Annotated in this window: 14 protein-coding genes; 5 read left to right on the forward strand and 9 right to left on the reverse strand. The window is 71.5% G+C overall.

All coding sequences use genetic code 11. From position 1 onward, the window contains the following. Window position 1: 1 nt before the first annotated feature. Both JOM49_RS44075 and JOM49_RS20665 read left to right on the forward strand, forming a co-directional pair. On the forward strand, window positions 2-1099 hold the full coding sequence (locus JOM49_RS44075) for a glycosyltransferase (protein WP_308158806.1): 1098 nt from the start codon (window positions 2-4) through the stop codon (window positions 1097-1099). Continuing rightward, window positions 1096-2220 (forward strand): glycosyltransferase family 4 protein, encoded by a 1125-nt coding sequence (locus tag JOM49_RS20665; protein WP_209665908.1) that lies wholly within the window; start codon window positions 1096-1098, stop codon window positions 2218-2220. The genes JOM49_RS44075 and JOM49_RS20665 overlap by 4 nt, the downstream gene beginning before the upstream one ends. Here the strand turns inward: JOM49_RS20665 and JOM49_RS20670 are convergent. Beyond that, entirely contained in the window at window positions 2217-3635 is a 1419-nt protein-coding gene (locus JOM49_RS20670; RefSeq protein ID WP_245369394.1) for a putative glycoside hydrolase family 15 protein, read from the reverse strand. The genes JOM49_RS20665 and JOM49_RS20670 overlap by 4 nt on opposite strands. Next, window positions 3632-5062 (reverse strand): sugar transferase, encoded by a 1431-nt coding sequence (locus JOM49_RS20675; protein ID WP_282774532.1) that lies wholly within the window; start codon window positions 5060-5062, stop codon window positions 3632-3634. The genes JOM49_RS20670 and JOM49_RS20675 overlap by 4 nt, the downstream gene beginning before the upstream one ends. A 383-nt stretch (window positions 5063-5445) precedes the next feature. Between JOM49_RS20675 and JOM49_RS20680 the strand changes: the two genes are divergently transcribed. The 3 genes from JOM49_RS20680 to wecB are packed head-to-tail and all read left to right on the forward strand — an operon-like array spanning window position 5446 to window position 8850. Then, the gene (locus tag JOM49_RS20680) at window positions 5446-6255 is read left to right on the forward strand and encodes a glycosyltransferase (protein ID WP_308158807.1); all 810 of its coding nucleotides are present in this window, start codon (window positions 5446-5448) and stop codon (window positions 6253-6255) included. 25 nt (window positions 6256-6280) lie between these two features. Then, window positions 6281-7606, forward strand: a complete 1326-nt coding sequence (locus JOM49_RS20685) for an FAD-dependent oxidoreductase (protein ID WP_209665910.1) — start codon at window positions 6281-6283, stop codon at window positions 7604-7606. Between the two features lie 8 nt (window positions 7607-7614). After that, window positions 7615-8850, forward strand: coding sequence for a non-hydrolyzing UDP-N-acetylglucosamine 2-epimerase (wecB, locus tag JOM49_RS20690; protein ID WP_209665911.1), 1236 nt, complete (start codon window positions 7615-7617; stop codon window positions 8848-8850). A gap of 8 nt (window positions 8851-8858) precedes the next feature. On the opposite strand, the gene JOM49_RS20695 is transcribed toward wecB, so the two are convergent. The 7 genes from JOM49_RS20695 to JOM49_RS20725 all read right to left on the reverse strand — a co-directional run bounded on the left by JOM49_RS20695 (window position 8859) and on the right by JOM49_RS20725 (window position 16223). After that, entirely contained in the window at window positions 8859-9182 is a 324-nt protein-coding gene (locus tag JOM49_RS20695; RefSeq protein ID WP_209665912.1) for a YbaB/EbfC family nucleoid-associated protein, read from the reverse strand. Window positions 9183-9246: 64 nt separating this feature from the next. Then, window positions 9247-10128, reverse strand: a complete 882-nt coding sequence (locus JOM49_RS20700; RefSeq protein ID WP_209665913.1) for an alpha/beta fold hydrolase — start codon at window positions 10126-10128, stop codon at window positions 9247-9249. A 5-nt stretch (window positions 10129-10133) separates the two neighbouring features. Next, the gene (locus JOM49_RS20705) at window positions 10134-11372 is read right to left on the reverse strand and encodes a beta-ketoacyl-[acyl-carrier-protein] synthase family protein (protein WP_209665914.1); all 1239 of its coding nucleotides are present in this window, start codon (window positions 11370-11372) and stop codon (window positions 10134-10136) included. Beyond that, window positions 11369-11602 carry an acyl carrier protein gene (locus tag JOM49_RS43065; RefSeq protein ID WP_282773868.1) on the reverse strand — a complete coding sequence of 78 codons (234 nt, stop codon included), beginning with the start codon at window positions 11600-11602 and terminating at the stop codon, window positions 11369-11371. Before JOM49_RS43065 ends, JOM49_RS20705 begins: the two co-directional genes overlap by 4 nt. 213 nt (window positions 11603-11815) lie before the next feature. After that, window positions 11816-14179 (reverse strand): arabinosyltransferase domain-containing protein, encoded by a 2364-nt coding sequence (locus JOM49_RS20715; protein ID WP_209665916.1) that lies wholly within the window; start codon window positions 14177-14179, stop codon window positions 11816-11818. Window positions 14180-14478: 299 nt separating this feature from the next. Continuing rightward, window positions 14479-15240, reverse strand: a complete 762-nt coding sequence (locus JOM49_RS20720) for an ATP-binding cassette domain-containing protein (RefSeq protein WP_209665917.1) — start codon at window positions 15238-15240, stop codon at window positions 14479-14481. Next, the gene (locus JOM49_RS20725; protein WP_245369395.1) at window positions 15237-16223 is read right to left on the reverse strand and encodes an ABC transporter permease; all 987 of its coding nucleotides are present in this window, start codon (window positions 16221-16223) and stop codon (window positions 15237-15239) included. Before JOM49_RS20725 ends, JOM49_RS20720 begins: the two co-directional genes overlap by 4 nt. Between the last annotated feature and the right edge of the window lie 16 nt (window positions 16224-16239).

Below are 16239 nucleotides of genomic sequence, written 5' to 3' on the forward strand. Positions count from 1 at the left end.
CGTGACCCAGCCGGTGGATGCCGGGGTGGCCGCGGTCGTCCTGGGCCTGGCCGAGGACCAGCGGGCCCGCGGCTGGCAGGTCGACCTCGTGTGCCCGCCTTCGGGGTGGCTGGTGGAGCAGGCGCGCAGCCGGGACATCGAGGTGCACCCGTGGCCCGCGACCCGGGCGCCCGGGCCCGGGCTCGCGCGGGAAACCCTGCGCCTGCGCCGGATCCTCCGCGAGCTCGAGCCGGAAGTGGTGCACCTGCACAGTTCCAAGGCCGGGCTGGCGGGCAGGCTGGCCCTGCGTGGTGGCCTGCCGACCCTCTTCCAGCCGCACCTGTGGTCCTTCCAGACCGCGGGCGGCCCGCTGCGCCGGATCTGCCTGCGCTGGGAGGCGTTCGCGTCGAGGTGGACGCACCAGCTGGTGTGCGTGAGCGACGACGAGCTCGGCGCCGGGCGCGCCGCCGGGGTGGCCGCGCCCGCCGAGGTGGTGTGCAACGGCGTGGACACCGAGCGCCTGCACCCCGCGGCCAGGGCCGCCGCCCGGCGCCGCCTCGGCTTCCCGGTCACCGCGCCCACCGCGGTGTGCGTGGGCAGGCTGGCTCACCTCAAGGGACAGGACCAGCTGCTCACCGCCTGGCCGTCGGTGCTCGCCGAGGTCCCGGACGCCCGGCTGGTGCTGGTCGGCGCGGGACCGCTGGGCCAGGCGTGGCGCGACAACCATCCCGTGGCCGGGCACCCGTCGGTGCTGTGGTGGGGACACGGGGATCGTGCGGCGGACTTCTACGCCGCCGCCGACGTGGTCGTGCTGCCCTCGCGGGCGGAGGGCATGGCGCTGGTACCGCTGGAGGCCATGGCGTGCGCTCGCCCGGTGGTCGCCTTCGACGTCGGCGGGGTGCGGGAAAGCGTCGGTGACACCGGCACGGTGGTACCGCCCGGTGACCTGGCGGCGCTCGCCGAGGGGATCACCGCCCGGCTGGCCGATCCCGGGCTCGCCGCCGCGGAAGGGCGCCGGGCCAGGGCACGCGCGGTGAACCTGTTCGACCACCGGCGGATGGCGGAACAGACCGCCACCCTGGCCGAAAAGGTCGCCGGTGAAGGGGCGGCGGCCCGGTGAACCGCCGCCCGCGCATCGCCTACCTGCTGACCCAGGACCGGGGCGGCCCGGTGGACCTGACCGTGCGCCTGGCCACCGCGCTGACCGAGTCCGATGCCGCCGAAGTGCGGGTCTTCGGCCCGCCGCCCGCGCGGGGAGCGGAGCTGCTGAACGGCGACTTCGAGGAGATCTCCGTCCCGCGCAAGGGAGACTTGGCCGCCGGCCGGCGGGCACGTGCGGTGCTGCACGCCTGGCGGCCCGACGTGGTGCACGCCCAGGACCGCCGCGCCGGGCTGGTCAGCGCGAGCCTGCCCCGGCGCAAGGGCGGCCCGGCGGCGGTGGTCCACACCTACCACGGCGTACCGGACGACGTCTCCGAAGAATGGTTCCGCGGTGAGCCCTCGGCGAGTCCGCCGTCGCCCTACACCAGGGTGGTGCTGGCGGCCGACGCGGTCGTCGCCCGGACCGTGCGGCACACGCTGGTCCCCGCGGCGGCGATGGGCGACTTCCTCCACACGCGACTCCGGGTTCCGGCGAAGCGCCTGCGGCACATCGACAACTGCGTCGAACCCCTGCCGTGCCTGCCGCCGGTCGGACCCGTGCGGCACCTGCTCTTCGTCGGCCTGCTGGTGGAGCGCAAGGGCGTGCTCGACCTGCTGCGAGCTTTGGCGTCCCCGGGCACCATGCCGGCGGACGCGCGGCTGACCATCGTCGGCGATGGGCCCCAGCGCGCGGAGGTGGAACGAGCGGCCGCCCAGTCGCCCTTGGCCGGGCGGGTGGACGTGCTCGGGTTCCGCTCCGACGTGCCCGCCCAGCTCGCCGCGGCCGACGCGCTGGTCCTGCCGTCCACTATGGAACAGCAGCCGCTGGTGGTGGCCGAGGCGATGATGGCGGGCAAGCCGGTGCTGGCCACGGACACCGGCGGGGTGGCGGACATGCTGGACGCCCCGGGCGCCACGCGGTACCTGGCCGAGCCCGGCGATGTCCCGGACCTGGCCGCTCGGCTCCGTGATCTGTTCGCCGACCCGGACCCGGCGAGGACCGGGCACGCCCTCGCCCAAGCCGCCCGCGTGAAGTTCGACCCGGCGGTGTGCGCGCGGCGTCACCTGGAGCTGTACCAGTCCATTCTGGACACGCGCTAGGGAGTCACCGACGGCACCGGCGGGGTCGTCTTGGCCGGACCGCCCGAGCTGGGCGGCGAAGGAGGAGCGGAAGAGGACGACGACGGCGGGGTCTTCACCCGGGTCAGCACCACACCGTCGGCGGCGGGCAGCTCGACCTGGCTGACCGGCGTGCCGTCGAGCCGCGCCATGCCTGCGGGAGGGGTGATCGGCACCGTCCCCGCGGTGGGGTTGACCGCGACCCAGCCGTTGGTGAACTCCCGTGCCCACACCCCGGTGGGCTGCCGGGTCGCCGTTTCGATCGCCAGGCCGAGCCCGGACTCGTGCAACTCGGACCACTCCGGCTTGGTGTAGTCCTGAGTGGACGCAGGCATCCAGCAGGTCCTGGGCCCGGCCAGCATCGCCGCGCTGGCGTACCCCGCGCGTTCCTCGCGGGTGCTCTTGACCCTGGTGATCAGCAGCAGCCACGACTCGCCGAGCGCCGCCTGCGCCCGCAGCTCCTGCCATTCGTTGCCCTGGAAGGTCAGCAACTCCCCGGAGCCGCCGTCGTCGCGGAAGCCGAAGTTCTCCTCCATGGCCCCGCCGAACCGCGAATGCGCGGTCCACCGGCCGGGGATGAGGTGGGTCTCGGACACGTTCGGCACGATCTGCTTCCCGGCCTTCGCCAGGGATTCCCCGGCCACGGACATCAGCTCGTCGAGCCCTTTGCGCAGCAGTTCGTCGGTCTCCTCGGCGTTGGCGGTGCCGGAGAGCACGGCGGGGGAGTAGTACTTGAGCGTGTGGAAGTCGTTGTCCGCCAGCACCCCGTCCCAGCCTTCGCGGACCACCTCTTCGGTCACCGCCTTGGTCCACGCCTGCTGGTAGTCGGCGTTCCAGACGGTCATCTGCCAGTGCCGCGGGTACCCGTTCCACTCGATGCGCCTGCCCGAGGTGTCCACGGCGAACCAGCCGGGGTGCTCGCGTTGCGCGAAGTTGTAGCCGATCCCGGACGGCAGGTACGGCGCGTCCTTGTCCCCTTCGACCGCGCCGGGGTAGTTGCGGGTGCTCGACAGGTCCTTGTAGACGAACACCGAAAGCTGCGGGTTCAGCTCGTGCAGCCGTTTCATGGCCGCGGTCTCGGTGGCGTTGAGCACCACCACCTTGTACCGCTTCGCCGCGGTCTCCAGTTCGGCGTCGGTGGGGCGATCGCCGATGGCGTACCACCACGCGCAGGGCGGCGCCGGTTCGGGCGAGGGTGCCGCCGCCCGCGACGCGGGTGCGCTCGTGGTGGACGACGGCGGCGGACTCGTGGGCAGGCCGGGAGCCGCCGCCGGGAGCGGCGTCGGGTCCGGGGTGTCGAGCACGTCGTGGCCGGCCCAGCCGAACAGGACGCCGATGGTCAACAGGGCGACGGCTCGCCACAGCGTGCCCCGCCGTCCGGTCCGGCCTTCGTTCAATTCTTCCTCCGCCTGAGGAGTTCACCCACCGTCAACAGCACGATCTTCAGATCCAGCCACAGCGACCAGTTCGCGATGTAGTAGTTGTCGTACCGGGCGCGGTCGGCGATCGAGGTGTCGCCGCGCAAACCCTGTGCCTGCGCGAAACCCGTCAACCCCGCCGGGACCCGGTGCCGCGCCCAGTAGAGGTCGTGGATCGCCGAGAACTCCCTGACGAACCCCGGCCGTTCCGGGCGTGGCCCCACTATGGACATGTCGCCGCGGAGGATGTTCCACAGCTGCGGCAGTTCGTCCAGCGAAGTGCGCCGGAGGAAACCCCCGACCGGCCCCACCCGGCTGTCACCGGCGACCGACCACCGCGTCTGCGAGTCATCCTCACCGCCCGGCCGGACGGTCCGCAACTTGAACAGCACGAACGTGCGCCCGCCCAGGCCGACGCGGGTCTGGCGGAAGAACGCCGGGCGCCCGCTTTCCAGCAGCACCAGCACCGCGCAGCAGGCGATCACCGGGGCCAGCGCCACCAGTGCCGCGGTGGCCAGCACGATGTCGACCAGGCGCTTGAGCCACCAGCTCGGCCGCACGGTCGGCGCGGTGCCCAGGCGCATCAGCGGGAAGGTGCGCAGGCGCTCGACATCGCGCCCGTCCTGATACAGCTCGAACATCCGCGGCACCACCAGGGTGGTGCAGCCCTGCTGGTGCGCGGCGATCGCGACGTCGACGATGGGCGGGTCCTGGGCGTGGGAGAAGGCGATGACCACCGTGCCCACCCGCAGCCGGGTGATCACCTCCGGCAGGTCGCCCTCGATCAGCCCGACCGGCAGCAGTTCGCGGTCGATGGCCGGGTCGTCGTCGACGATCCCGATCGGTTTCAGGCCGAACTCGGGGTGCGCCTGCATGGTCCGGACCAGTTCGGCGCCGACCTTCCCGCCGCCCACCACGATCGACCGGTCACCGCGGCCGAAGCGGCGGCGGCCCCAGCGGCCGATCGCCAGCACGCACAGGCGCGCGGGTTCGCTGAGCACGGCGAACAACAGCACCATCCACTGCGCGGCGACCGGCCCGCCGTCTTCGCGGCCGGTGCCCAGCGCCAGCACCGTGACCAGGCCCAGGGTGACGGCCGTGGTGCCGGCCGAGCGGGGCACGTCGTGCAGCCACGACAACCACAACCGCTTGCGGTACAGGCCACCGCAGGCGCGGATGCCCAGCAGCAGCCCCGCGGTGAGCAGCCCCCACCGCGGTGACGGCGTGACCACCCCGGCGGCCACCACCACCGCCACGACATCGACCACCGCCAGCAGCACCGCGACGGCGTTGACGCGTTCGGTGGCGAGCTGCCACCACGACAGCTCACGGCGGTTCCCGCGCGGGCGCGGCAACCGCGGCCCGGCCGCCAGCAGCGGCGGGCGGACCGGGCTGAGCCGGGTCACCGGGCACCTCCCGGGGAGTTCCCGGTGGCGGCCCCGCGCCGCGGTTCCACAGGCGCCACCGCTTCGACGCGGTACCAGGCGAACGGCATTCCGGCAGATCCTTTCGATGGTCATTCAAGGACGAACAAAGCCGCGAGTCGGAAAATGATGTGCGAAGCTTACTCGGGTGGCTGGTTGCACATCCTGCCGGAAAAGCAAAGGGCTTGTGGATGGTAATTCACTCGTACTGATGTACGTCAATTTCCGGAATTGCTGGTGAACGACTTCTGCCGTCCACTTTCCGGTGGTGGCGATCAAGAAAAGGCGTGGGACCGCCGAAGGAAAGTCTACGTGGCCGGTGCCCTGCAAGCCACCGGTGAGAAATCCGAGGAGTGAAGTCGAGCGTGCGCACGCAATGGCAGAAAGTGGCACTACCGGGCGGCCGGGCCGGGACGGAGGTCCGCGGTACCGCGCACGTGGTGCTGCCCGCGTACAACGAAGCGGCTTCCCTGCCCGCGCTGCTGCGGCGGCTGGCCTCGGTCACCGACACCGGTGAGCTGGTCGTCTGGGTGGTGGACGACGGTTCCTCGGACGACACCGCCGAGGTCGCCCTCGCCGGCGTGCCCGGTCTCGACGTCCGGCTGGTGCGCCACCAGATCAACCTCGGCCTCGGCCAGGCCGTCCACTCCGGACTGCGCGCGGTGCTCGAAGACGCCAGGCGCGACGACTTCGTGGTGGTGATGGACGCCGACGACACCCACGACCCGGCACTGGTCCCGGTGCTGCGCTCGGCGTTGTCCGCCGGAGCCGACCTGGCCATCTGCTCGCGGTTCGCCGAGGGTGGCGACGACACCACCGCGCCGAACTACCGGCGCGCGCTCTCCCGTGGCGCGGCGGTGCTGTTCCGGCACGTCGTCGGGGTCGACGGGGTGCGTGACTTCACCAGCGGGTTCCGGGCCTACCGCGTCAGCCTGCTCGACCGCGCCAGCAAGCACTGGGGCGAGCGGCTGATCGAGGAACGCGGGTTCGCCTGCATGGTGGAACTGCTCATCAAACTGCGGTACTGCCGCCCGGTGATCAGCGAAGTCCCGCTGCGCCTGCGCTACGACCGCAAGCAGGGCGCCAGCAAGCTCAAGATCGGCCGCACGGTGCTGCAGTACCTGCGCCTGATGGCCCGCGACCGGCTCGCCCCGCCCCCGTACCGCACCCTCTGACGACGCTGAAGACCCTGAGGACTTGATGCACAACTCGAAACGCGACGTCGTGGTGATCGGCGGCGGCATCACCGGGCTGGCCGCCGCCCACCGGCTCACCGAGGCGGGCGCCTCGGTGACCCTGCTCGAAAGCAGCGACCAGCTCGGTGGCCTCGGCACCTTCTTCCCGATGGGCGAGCGGTGGGTGGAACGCTTCTACCACTGCATCATGCCTTCCGACGACCACCTGCTCGGCCTGCTGGACCGGCTCGGCCTGCGTGACGAGGTGGACTGGCGCCGCACCAGCATGGGCATGGTCTTCGGCGAGGACCGCTACCCGTTCAACTCGGCGCTGGACCTGCTGCGGTTCAGCCCGCTGACGCTGCTCCAGCGCCTGCGGTTCGGCGTGGTTTCCCTGCTGCTGCGCCACCTCGGCCGCCACCGCGACCTCGACCGTACGCGCACCGAGGACTGGCTGCGCGATCTGTACGGCGACGTCATCTGGGAAAAGCTGTTCGTGCCGATGTTCGGGTCGAAGTTCGGCGCCGCCTTCGCCGACGTGCCCGCGTTGTACCTCTGGCAGCGGCTCGGCCGCGAGAGCAACGTCGCCACCCGCGGCTATCCGGCGGGCGGGTACAAGTCGATCATCGACGCGCTGCACGCGTCCATCGAGGCGAACGGCGGGCGGATCCACCTGTCCACGCCGGTGGGGAGCATCGCCGGTGACGAGGACTCGATGCGGGTCACCGTGGCGGGCGGCGAGGTCATCGACTGCGACCGGGTGCTGTCCACCGTGCCGCTGCCCCAGCTCCGGCGGCTGGCCGAACCGGAACTGGCCGAGCGGCTGCCGACCACGCGGCTCGCCTACCAGGGCGTGGTGAACGTGCTGTTCTTCCTGCGGCGGCCGCTGGAAGGGCACTACTGGACACCGGTCCTGCATTCGGCGGCGGAATTCGACGGCGTCGTCGAAATGACCGAACTGACCGGGGAAGCGGCCTACGACGGCCGGTACCTCGCCTACGCCATGCGGTACACCGACCGGGGTTCCGCCCTGTTCGCCGACGACGACGCGGCCATCGCCGAGCGCTGGACCGGGCAGTTGCTGCGGTTGTACGCTGGCCTTCCGCTGACCCGGGAGGACATCGCCGAGGTCAGGGTGTTCAAAGCGCCGTTCGTGGAGCCGGTCTACCCGCTCGGCTACCTCACCCGGCGCCCGCCCGTGGCGGTTCCCGGGACCCGCTTGCTGCTGGCCACCACGGCACACGTCTACCCCGACGTCACCAGCTGGAACTCCAGCGTCGGCCTGGCCGACTCGGTGGCCGGGCTGGCGCTGGCCACGCGCGGTGCCGCCAGAACACCGAACGAGGTGTGAACTTCCCCGTGCAGGAAAGAACTCCGCCCGAAGTCCAGTTCGTCGTCGGCACCCGGCCGGAGGCGTTGAAGATCGCCCCGGTGGCCGCCGCCCTGCGCCGCCGCGGGCGCCTGCGGCCGGTGGTGGTGGCCAGCGGGCAGCACCCGACGATGGTCCACCAGGCGCTCGCCGTGTTCGGCATGGCGCCCGACGAAGAGCTGCCCGTGCGGCGCACGGTCGGCAGCCAGCCCGAGTTCTTCGCCCACGTCCTGCCCGCGCTGGACGCGTTGTGGCGGCGGCGGCCCCCGGCCGCGGTGGTGGTGCAGGGCGACACCTCCACCACCTTCGCCGCCGCGCTGGTCGCGTTCTGGCACCGCCTGCCGGTGGTGCACCTCGAAGCCGGGCTGCGCTCGCACGACCTGTCCGCGCCGTTCCCCGAGGAGGCGAACCGGCGGTTCGTCAGCATCGCCAGCACGCTGCACCTGGCGCCGACCCCGGCGGCGGCCCGCCACCTCGACAACGAGGGCATCCCGATGGCGCGCGTGGTGGTCACCGGGAACACGGCGGTGGACGCGGTGCACGCGATGACCGCCCGCCCTCGGGACTACGCCGAGCCACGACTGTCCGATGTGGAGAGTCGAGCGCTGTCCGGGCGGCGGCGCGTCGTGCTGGTCACCGTGCACCGCCGCGAATCCTGGGGCGTGCCGATGGACCGGGTGCTGCGTGCGGTGCGGACGCTCGTCCGTACCCACGAGGACATCGAGGTGGTCCTGCCCGCGCACCCCAACCCGGCGGTCCGCGCCCAGGTGGAGAACACCCTGCGCGGCTGCGAACGCGTGCTGGTCACCGGGCCACTGGAATACGCCGATCTGGTCCGGCTGCTCGCGGTGAGCACGCTGGTCCTGTCCGACTCCGGCGGCATCCAGGAGGAGGCGCCGACGTTCTCGGTGCCCGTGCTGGTGCTCCGGGACGTCACCGAACGCCTGGAAGCGGTCGAGGCGGGCTGCGCGATCCTGGTGGGCACGGACGAAGAACGCATCCTGGCCACCGCCGGGGCACTGCTGGACGACCCCGCCGCCGCGGCCGCGATGGCCTCACGCGGCAACCCCTTCGGCGACGGGCGGGCGGCGGAGCGGACCGAAGCCGCCCTCGCGCACCTGCTCGGCCTGACCGACACCCGGCCGCAGCCGTTCCAGGCGGCGATGCGCCCGGTCCCGGTGCAGCGGCCGGCCGGTGTGCTCCAGCGGGTGCCCGAACCGCAGTGAGCCACCGGTCAGCCGGGCGCGTCGGGGAACCAGCCGCGCAGGGTGGTGGCGATGTGCTCGGCGTCGTCACCACCCATGATCCGTTTGGCCAGCGCGGACACCTCGCCGGGGATCCGGGCCTGCGCCCGGCGTACGCAGTCGAGCACCACTTCACCGACGCGCTCGGGCGGTAACCGCGCGAGCAGGCCGGTGGTCACCACGTCGATCAGCTTCCCTTGCGCGTCAACGGTTATCCGGACCGCGCCGCTCGGGTCGGCTTCGCTGATCCGGATCGACCGCATGGCCCGGCCGAGTTCGGTGTAGGTGCGCGCGATCCGGTGTTCGTCAGGCACAGGGCTCCCTCCACGCCGGGTGGAGGCGAAACTATCGCGCGCACGGCTCCGGGGTGACGGCCGTTTACCCCACAACACCGGGGAGAATTGCTGGAGAAAGGTAGGGCGCGGAGTCCAGCGGCTCGCCGGTGAAGAAGCGGAACGCCAGATCGGCCACGTCCGCCGAGCGTTCCAGCACCACCCAGTGGTCGGCGTCGGCGATGGTGACGAATTCGCAGCCCTCGATGGTGGCGGCGAATTCACGTTGCCGTTCGGGGGTGGTGATGGTGTCGTGCTCGCCGGTGAACACCAGCGACGGCACCCCGGACAGGCCGCCGTCGAAGGACGGGCCGCTGATCAGGGAACGCTGCAGGTAATCCATCAGGTGCGGCACGTGGACCGCGCCGTGCAGCATCGAGCGCCGGACGTACCGGTAGACCAGTTCGCGTCGCGGGACGTGCCGGTCCTCGTCGAGGCAGAGCTGCATTTCCGCGGTGACCGTGGCGAATTGCTCGTGTTCGCCGTTCGCCAGGTGTTCGGCCGCCCGGCGCAATTGCTTCAGCTGTTCGGGGCTGGTGTGGGAGACCACGCCGCCGAGTGCGAGCCGCGCGATGCGGTGCGGTCGGCGTTGCGCGCAGCCGAAAGCGAGTTCGGCGCCGTAGGAATAGCCGAACAGGTTGATCTGCGGGACGCCGAGGTCGTCGATGATCTGGTCGAGCGCGGCACCCATGAGTTCGGCGCCTTCGTCGGCGGGCAGCGGGTCCGCGCCGCCCATCCCTGGCAGGTCCGCGGTCACCAGGCTCGCCACGGGGGTGAGCTGGTCCTCCATGTGGGGCCAGCCGTACATGCCCTGCAGCCCGCCGCCGATCACCACCACCGGCTCGGTCCGCGGCTCCGGTTGCCGGAGCAGCCGGTAGCGGTACCGGATCCGGCCCGTGGACAGGTCGCGGATGACTTCGTCGTGCATGGGGTTCAGCAACTCCTGGTGAGGACGAGCGCGGCGTTGTGGCCACCGAAGCCCATCGAGGTCTTGACGGCGCAGTCGAAGGTGGCGGGCCTGGCTTCCTTGGCGACCACGTCGATCGGGATGCGGACGTCGCGGGTGCGCAGGTTGGCCGTCGCGGGCACCAGCTGGTGCTCCAGGGCCAGGACGGTCAGCGCGGCCTCGATGCCGCCCGCCGCGCCGAGCGCGTGCCCGGTCATCGCCTTGGTCGAGCTGACCAGCGGCCGGTCGCCGAGGACCCGTTCGAGCACGGTGGCCTCGATCAGGTCGTTCATCACGGTGGACGTGCCGTGCGCGTTGACGTGGCCGACGTCGGCCGGTGACACGCCCGCGTCGTCCAGCGCGGTCCGCAGTGCGCGCTCGATCCCTTCACCCTCGGGCTCGGGGGCCACTGCCGCGTACGCGTCGCTGGAAGCGCCGTATCCCGCGATTCCCGCGCGGATGCGGGCTCCTCGCGCGATGGCGTGTTCGGGTCGTTCGAGGACGACGAGGCCGGAGCCTTCACCGATCACGAACCCGTCGCGGTCGGCGTCGAACGGGCGGCACGCCGCCTCGGGCGCGTCGCGTCGGGTGGACACCGCCCGCAGCTGGCAGGCGCTGGAGATCAGCAGCCGGGAGCACACGGATTCGGCGCCGCCGGCGATGGCGATGTCGCAGGCGCCGGACCGCAGCATCTGCAGGGCGGTGCCGATCGCGACCGTGCCGGACGAACACGCCGTGGAGACGCACAGGCTCGGCCCGCGGGCGCCGAGGTCCATGCAGACGCTGCTGGCGGCGCTGTTGACCGTGGTCATCGGCGCGAGTTTCGGCGAAACGCGGCGGGCACCCTTTTCCGCGAGCACGGCGCTTTGCTCGTCGTAGAACGGAAGACCACCGTGCGCGGACCCGATCACCACCGCGACGCGGTCCGATTCCCACACGGAGGTGTCGAGACCCGCGTCCGCCACCGCTTCCCGGGCGGCCAGCACCGCGAGCTGCGTGAACCGGTCCATCATCCGCAACGCCGGCACGCCCAGCAGGGCCGCGGTGTCGAGGTCGTCGATGGTGTACATGAAATCGCAGGGCAGGTCGCGGAGTTCCTCCCGGTGGCGCACCGCGGTGGGTGCGCCGGACCGGGTCACGCCCTGCCAGGCGGCCTCGGCGCCGACCCCGGCCGCGGTGATCAACCCCAGTCCGGTCACCGCCGCCGTCGGCTGTCCCCGCGTCACGCGGCGAGCTTCTCGTCGATGAGCGTGGTCAGCTGGCCCACCGTTTCCCGCGAGGTCAGCTGGACGTCCTCGAGATCGACCAGCAGGCGTTCCTCGACGAGCACCCGGAGTTCCTCCAGCGCGAGGGAATCCATGCCGAGGCCGCGCAGCGAGACCTCGGGGTGCACGGCGTTCGCTTCCACACCGAACTTCTCGGTCAGCAGGGCGGTGATCTCTCCTGTAACGCTCACTCTTCTCGCAGCTCCACTCGGTCTGGGCGATTGTGGGCACCGTCGGCCGCATGTACCAGCCGCGGCGATCCGTCCTTTATAACCGCCCACCACGGGATCGTGGAGTTTCATGACTCCATGGAGTGACATTTTCGCTGTGCGGCGAGTGGTCCGGCGAGTGGAGACAAACGTTTGCTATTTCGCGCGCCGATGCTCAGCGGGCGTGCGTGAAAACTATTCTTGTTTTTGCCCGGGGTGCAGTTCGGTGGCGGGATCGGCGCGGCCGAGGTAGTCCGGGTCGGTGTAGGGCGTTTCGCGGTGCCAGCCGGTGTGGGTGGTGGTCGTCGTGGTGACGGTGTAGCGCCCGGTGGGGTAGCGGTAAGCCACCTCGTAGCGGGTGCCCAGTGCGGGGTCGCCGGGGAGTTCGGTGTACGTGGCGACGGGGCCCATGGGGGCGAAGGCGCCGCCGTGGGGTGCGTGGCGGCGGGTGAGGTCGCCGGCGTAGCGGTAGGCGGGTGGGGCGGCGATCGCGGACACCGGTGGTTCGAGCAGGCCGTCGGCCAGTGCGGGCAGGCGGGTGCACGGGTACCAGAAGGCGATGGGCCAGTCGACGAGCACGGGCCCGCTCGCCGCCGTGGGACCGCAGGTACCCGCGGCGATGGTGGCGGGGCCGGAGAACTGGCCGCGCTGGTGCTGGTTGAGCGCGGCCTTGGCGAGCAGCCCGGCGGTCAGCACCGGCATCAGGAGCACGGTGGCGGTGGCCAGGGTGAGCGCGGACCAGCCGGTGAGGCGGACGACGGCCGGGGCGGGGTCGGGCCTTCGCCGGAGGAACGGCAGAGCCAGGGCAGCGGCGGCGAGCAGCAGGACCACGGGGTGGGCGAGCCAGCCGTCGAGCAGGGGTTCGTCGGGCCGGGGCATGCCGAGTGCGGCGTAGGCGAACCAGGAGTTGGTGCCGTACCAGGTGAGGCTGGTCAGCAGCAGGACGGCGAACAGGGCGCCGCCGCGTACCGCCCAGCCGGTGTGCTCGGTGGCGAAGGCGCGGGGCAGGGCGGCCAGGCCGATGGCGATCGCGAGGGCGGTGAAGGCGGCGAGGGCGGAGAAGTGGGAGACCACTTTGCTGGGGGTGAAGATCAGGGCGACGTAACCGAGGCCGAGCCAGGCGAAGGGCACCCCGGCCGGGCCGGTGAAGACGCCGCCGTGACGGGTGCGCAGGCGCAGCACGACGACGATGCCGAGGATGGCGATGCCGAGCAGGACCGGCAGGCGCCGGAACGGGTGCTGCTCGAAGAGGAATTCGGGGCTGATGCCGGGCCAGAGCAGGGTTTGGTAGCGGGCGAACTCGTCGTACCAGGTGGAGCTGGCGCCGTGCCAGTAGCGGCTGCCCGCGGAGTCGAGGAAGCCGCCGATGCCGGAGTCGACGAAGGCGATCGGCGCGGCGAGTGCGGCCGCCGCCAGCGTCGCCAGGACCAGGGTCACGCGATGGGGGACACGGTGGCGGCAGGCGTGCAGCAGCCCGAGTGCCACGGGGATCGCGGCGAGGAAGCCGGTGGAGGTGATGGTCAGGCACAGGCCGGTGGCCAGGCCACCGAGAACGAGCCAGGCCGGCCGGTCGGTGACGCGCGCACGCAGGGCGGTGTAGGCGGCCGCGGCGGTGCACAGGGCGATGAAGGGCTCGGGGCGCAGGCCGACCCCGCCGGGCATCCAGGCGACGAGGAACGCGGCGCCGAGCAGCCAGCGCGGGACGTGCAGCGGGAGCAGGCGGACGATGCCGAGCAGCAGCAGCCAGATCGCGAACCCGGCCAGCAGGGACGGCATGCGGGTCATCAGCGGTGACCAGGACAGCTCGAACAGCGGCGCGAAGAGGTGGTGCAGCAGGACGGCCGGGGTTTCGGCGGCGTTGAGGGCCATGTAGTAGTCGCCGGCGTACCCGGCGGCTTCGAAGTTGCGGTGCATGCCGAGGAACCAGCCGTCGTCCACGGTCTGCGGGGCCAGTACGCCCCACCCGCCGATGATGACCGCGGCCAGCGCGCTCCAGGCGGCGTCCGTGCCCCAGCGACGTTTCGGCCGTGGCGGGCCGCCGCGCCAGATGGTGAACGCGAGCACCGCGCAGCCGGCCACCCCGAGCGCGCAGGCGATCATCAGCCCGAGCTTGAGCGGGGTGGGGGAGGTCTGGAAGCGGGCGTCCGCCTTGGCCTTGGCCGAGACCTCCGAGGTCTCGGTGACGAACGCGACCACCTGCGGTACCAGCGCGTCCCGGCGGGCCAGTTCGCGGCCGTCCAGCGTGGCGACGAGCTGCTGCCCATCGGCGTGCAAGGTGTAGGTGCAGGCGGCGCTGGGCGGGGTGCCGAGCGGGACCTGCTGTCCGTCCACGGTGAGCACGAGCGTGCCGTCGAGGTTGGCCAGCGACAGGCCCCACCGCTGCCCGTGCTGGTCACCGGGCGGGAAGGTGGAGAACACCGTGCGCCCGCGCTCGCCCGCCGCCGCGCAGCTCGCGGTCACGTCCAGGGACAGCGGCCGGTAGGGCATGAACATCGCCACCGTCGACTCCGCCCGCGCCCCCTGCTGCGGCCAGCTCACCTCGACCTGTTCGGCGGACACCGGCGCGAAAGGAATTGCCAGCGCGCAGATGATGGTCGCCAAAGCCAAACCGAACAATGCCGCGAAGGGCCGCGGGCGGCGGCTGGGCGCAGGGGAGGTGGCCACAGCGGGCGCCGTGTCGGTGGTCACTGGAATCCGTTCGGGCTAAAGGTTTTCCTCGAGGCGCGACCAGAGCGGCGCCGATCGACGATAACCCGGGAATGCCTCCCGCGACGAATACCCGTGATTCAGCTCTCAGTACCGAATGGACAGTCCGGAAACCCGCGCAATTCCAGGAATTGCGGTTATTTTCCCACCGTTCAGTTCCGGTGCAGCCGGTACTCCGCGTGCACGAGCTCCAGCAGTTCGGTCACCGAGGTGTCCCGCGACGGCCGGTCGAAGGTGATCTCGCCGTGCTGCAACAGGTTGACCCGGTCGCAGACGTCGACGATCTGGCCGTAGTTGTGCGCGATGAGGATGATCGCGAGGTCGCCGCGCTGCTTCAGCTCGTCGAGCAGCCGCAGGATCAGGCCGCTCTCCTTGGCGCCCATCGCGGCGAGCGGCTCGTCGAGCAGCAGCAGTTTCGCGTCGGAGAACACCGACCGCGCGACCGCGATGGCCTGCCGCTGACCGCCCGAGAGCATGCCGACCTCGGCGGTGACCGAGGGGATGTCGATGCCGATGGAGTCGAGCGCCTCCCTGGCCCGGCGCCGCATCTCCTTGCGCTTCAGGAACGGCAGCGGCTTGTGCACCAGCTCCTTGTTGAGGTGCAGGTTCAGGTACACCGGCAGGTCGTTGACCATCGCCAGATCCTGGAACACCGTCTCGATGCCCAGCGAACGGGCGTGCACGACCGACTTGAGCGTGACCGGTTCGCCGTCGAAGAGCAGGCGGCCGCCGTCGGGCTGGTGGTAGCCGGTGAGGATCTTGATCAGGGTGGACTTGCCGGCGCCGTTGTCCCCGATGAGCCCGAGGATCTCGCCGCGGCGCACGTGCAGGTTGACGTCGCTGAGCGCGCTGACCGGCCCGAACCGCTTGCTCACGTGCTCGGCCCTGATCACGTCGGGCTGGTCCTGGTTCATGACAGCTCCCGGGATCCGAGGCGTTTGCGCAACAGCAACAGCGACACGTTGAGCACCATGGCGAGCAGGATCGCCGCGCCGAGCACCACGTTGAACGCGTTCGCGCTGACCCCGGTCAGGTTGAACCCGTCGAACACGATGCCGAGCAGCAGGGCGCCGAGGAACGCGCCGACCACCGTGCCCGACCCGCCGAGCAGCGCCGTGCCGCCGATGACCGCCGACGCGACCGCGAAGAACATCATCGTGAAGCCGCCGTTGGTCGGGTCGTAGGAGCCGACCCTGGTGCCCTGCAGGATGCCCGCGAGCCCGGCCAGCGTGCTGATGATCGCGAAGTTGACGATCTTGACGCGGTTGACCGGGATACCGGACTCCGCGGCGCCCACCGGGTTGCCGCCGGCGGCCTGGGTGTGGATGCCGAACCGGGTCGCCGAGAGCACCACCTGCATCAGCGCGACGATCACCACGGCCCAGGCGAACTCCGACCACGCCGCCCCGCCGAACACCTCGACCAGCCAATTGCCCGAGGGCGCGCTGACCGGGCGGGCGTCGGAGATGATCAGCACCAGCCCCTGGAGCAGGAAGGCCATGCCCAGGGTGGTGATGAACGACGGGATGTTCAGCACGGTCCGGATCAGCCCGTTGACCACGCCGATCAGCGTGCTCAGCAGCACCGAGCCGAGCAGGGCGAGCCACAGCGGCGCGCCGTTGACCGAGAACAGCGTCAGCGTGAACGGCGCCAGGGTGAACACGAACCCCGCGGACAGGTCGATCTCCCCGCAGATCAGCAGCATCACCTGACCCGCGGCGATGATCGCCCACGGCGCCACGTACTGCGCGATCGTCTGGTAGTTCTCCGCCGAGTTGAACGCGTCGCTGGTCGCGGTGAAGTACCCGGCCGCGGCGATCGTCACCAGCAGGATGCTCAGTTCCTTGATCCGCAGCACGCCGAGCAGGAGGGGCCGCCCGGTCACCGAGTCCGGCATCAGTGCACTCCTCGAC

This window comes from Amycolatopsis magusensis, assembly GCF_017875555.1.
In the GTDB taxonomy this organism is placed as follows: domain Bacteria; phylum Actinomycetota; class Actinomycetes; order Mycobacteriales; family Pseudonocardiaceae; genus Amycolatopsis; species Amycolatopsis magusensis.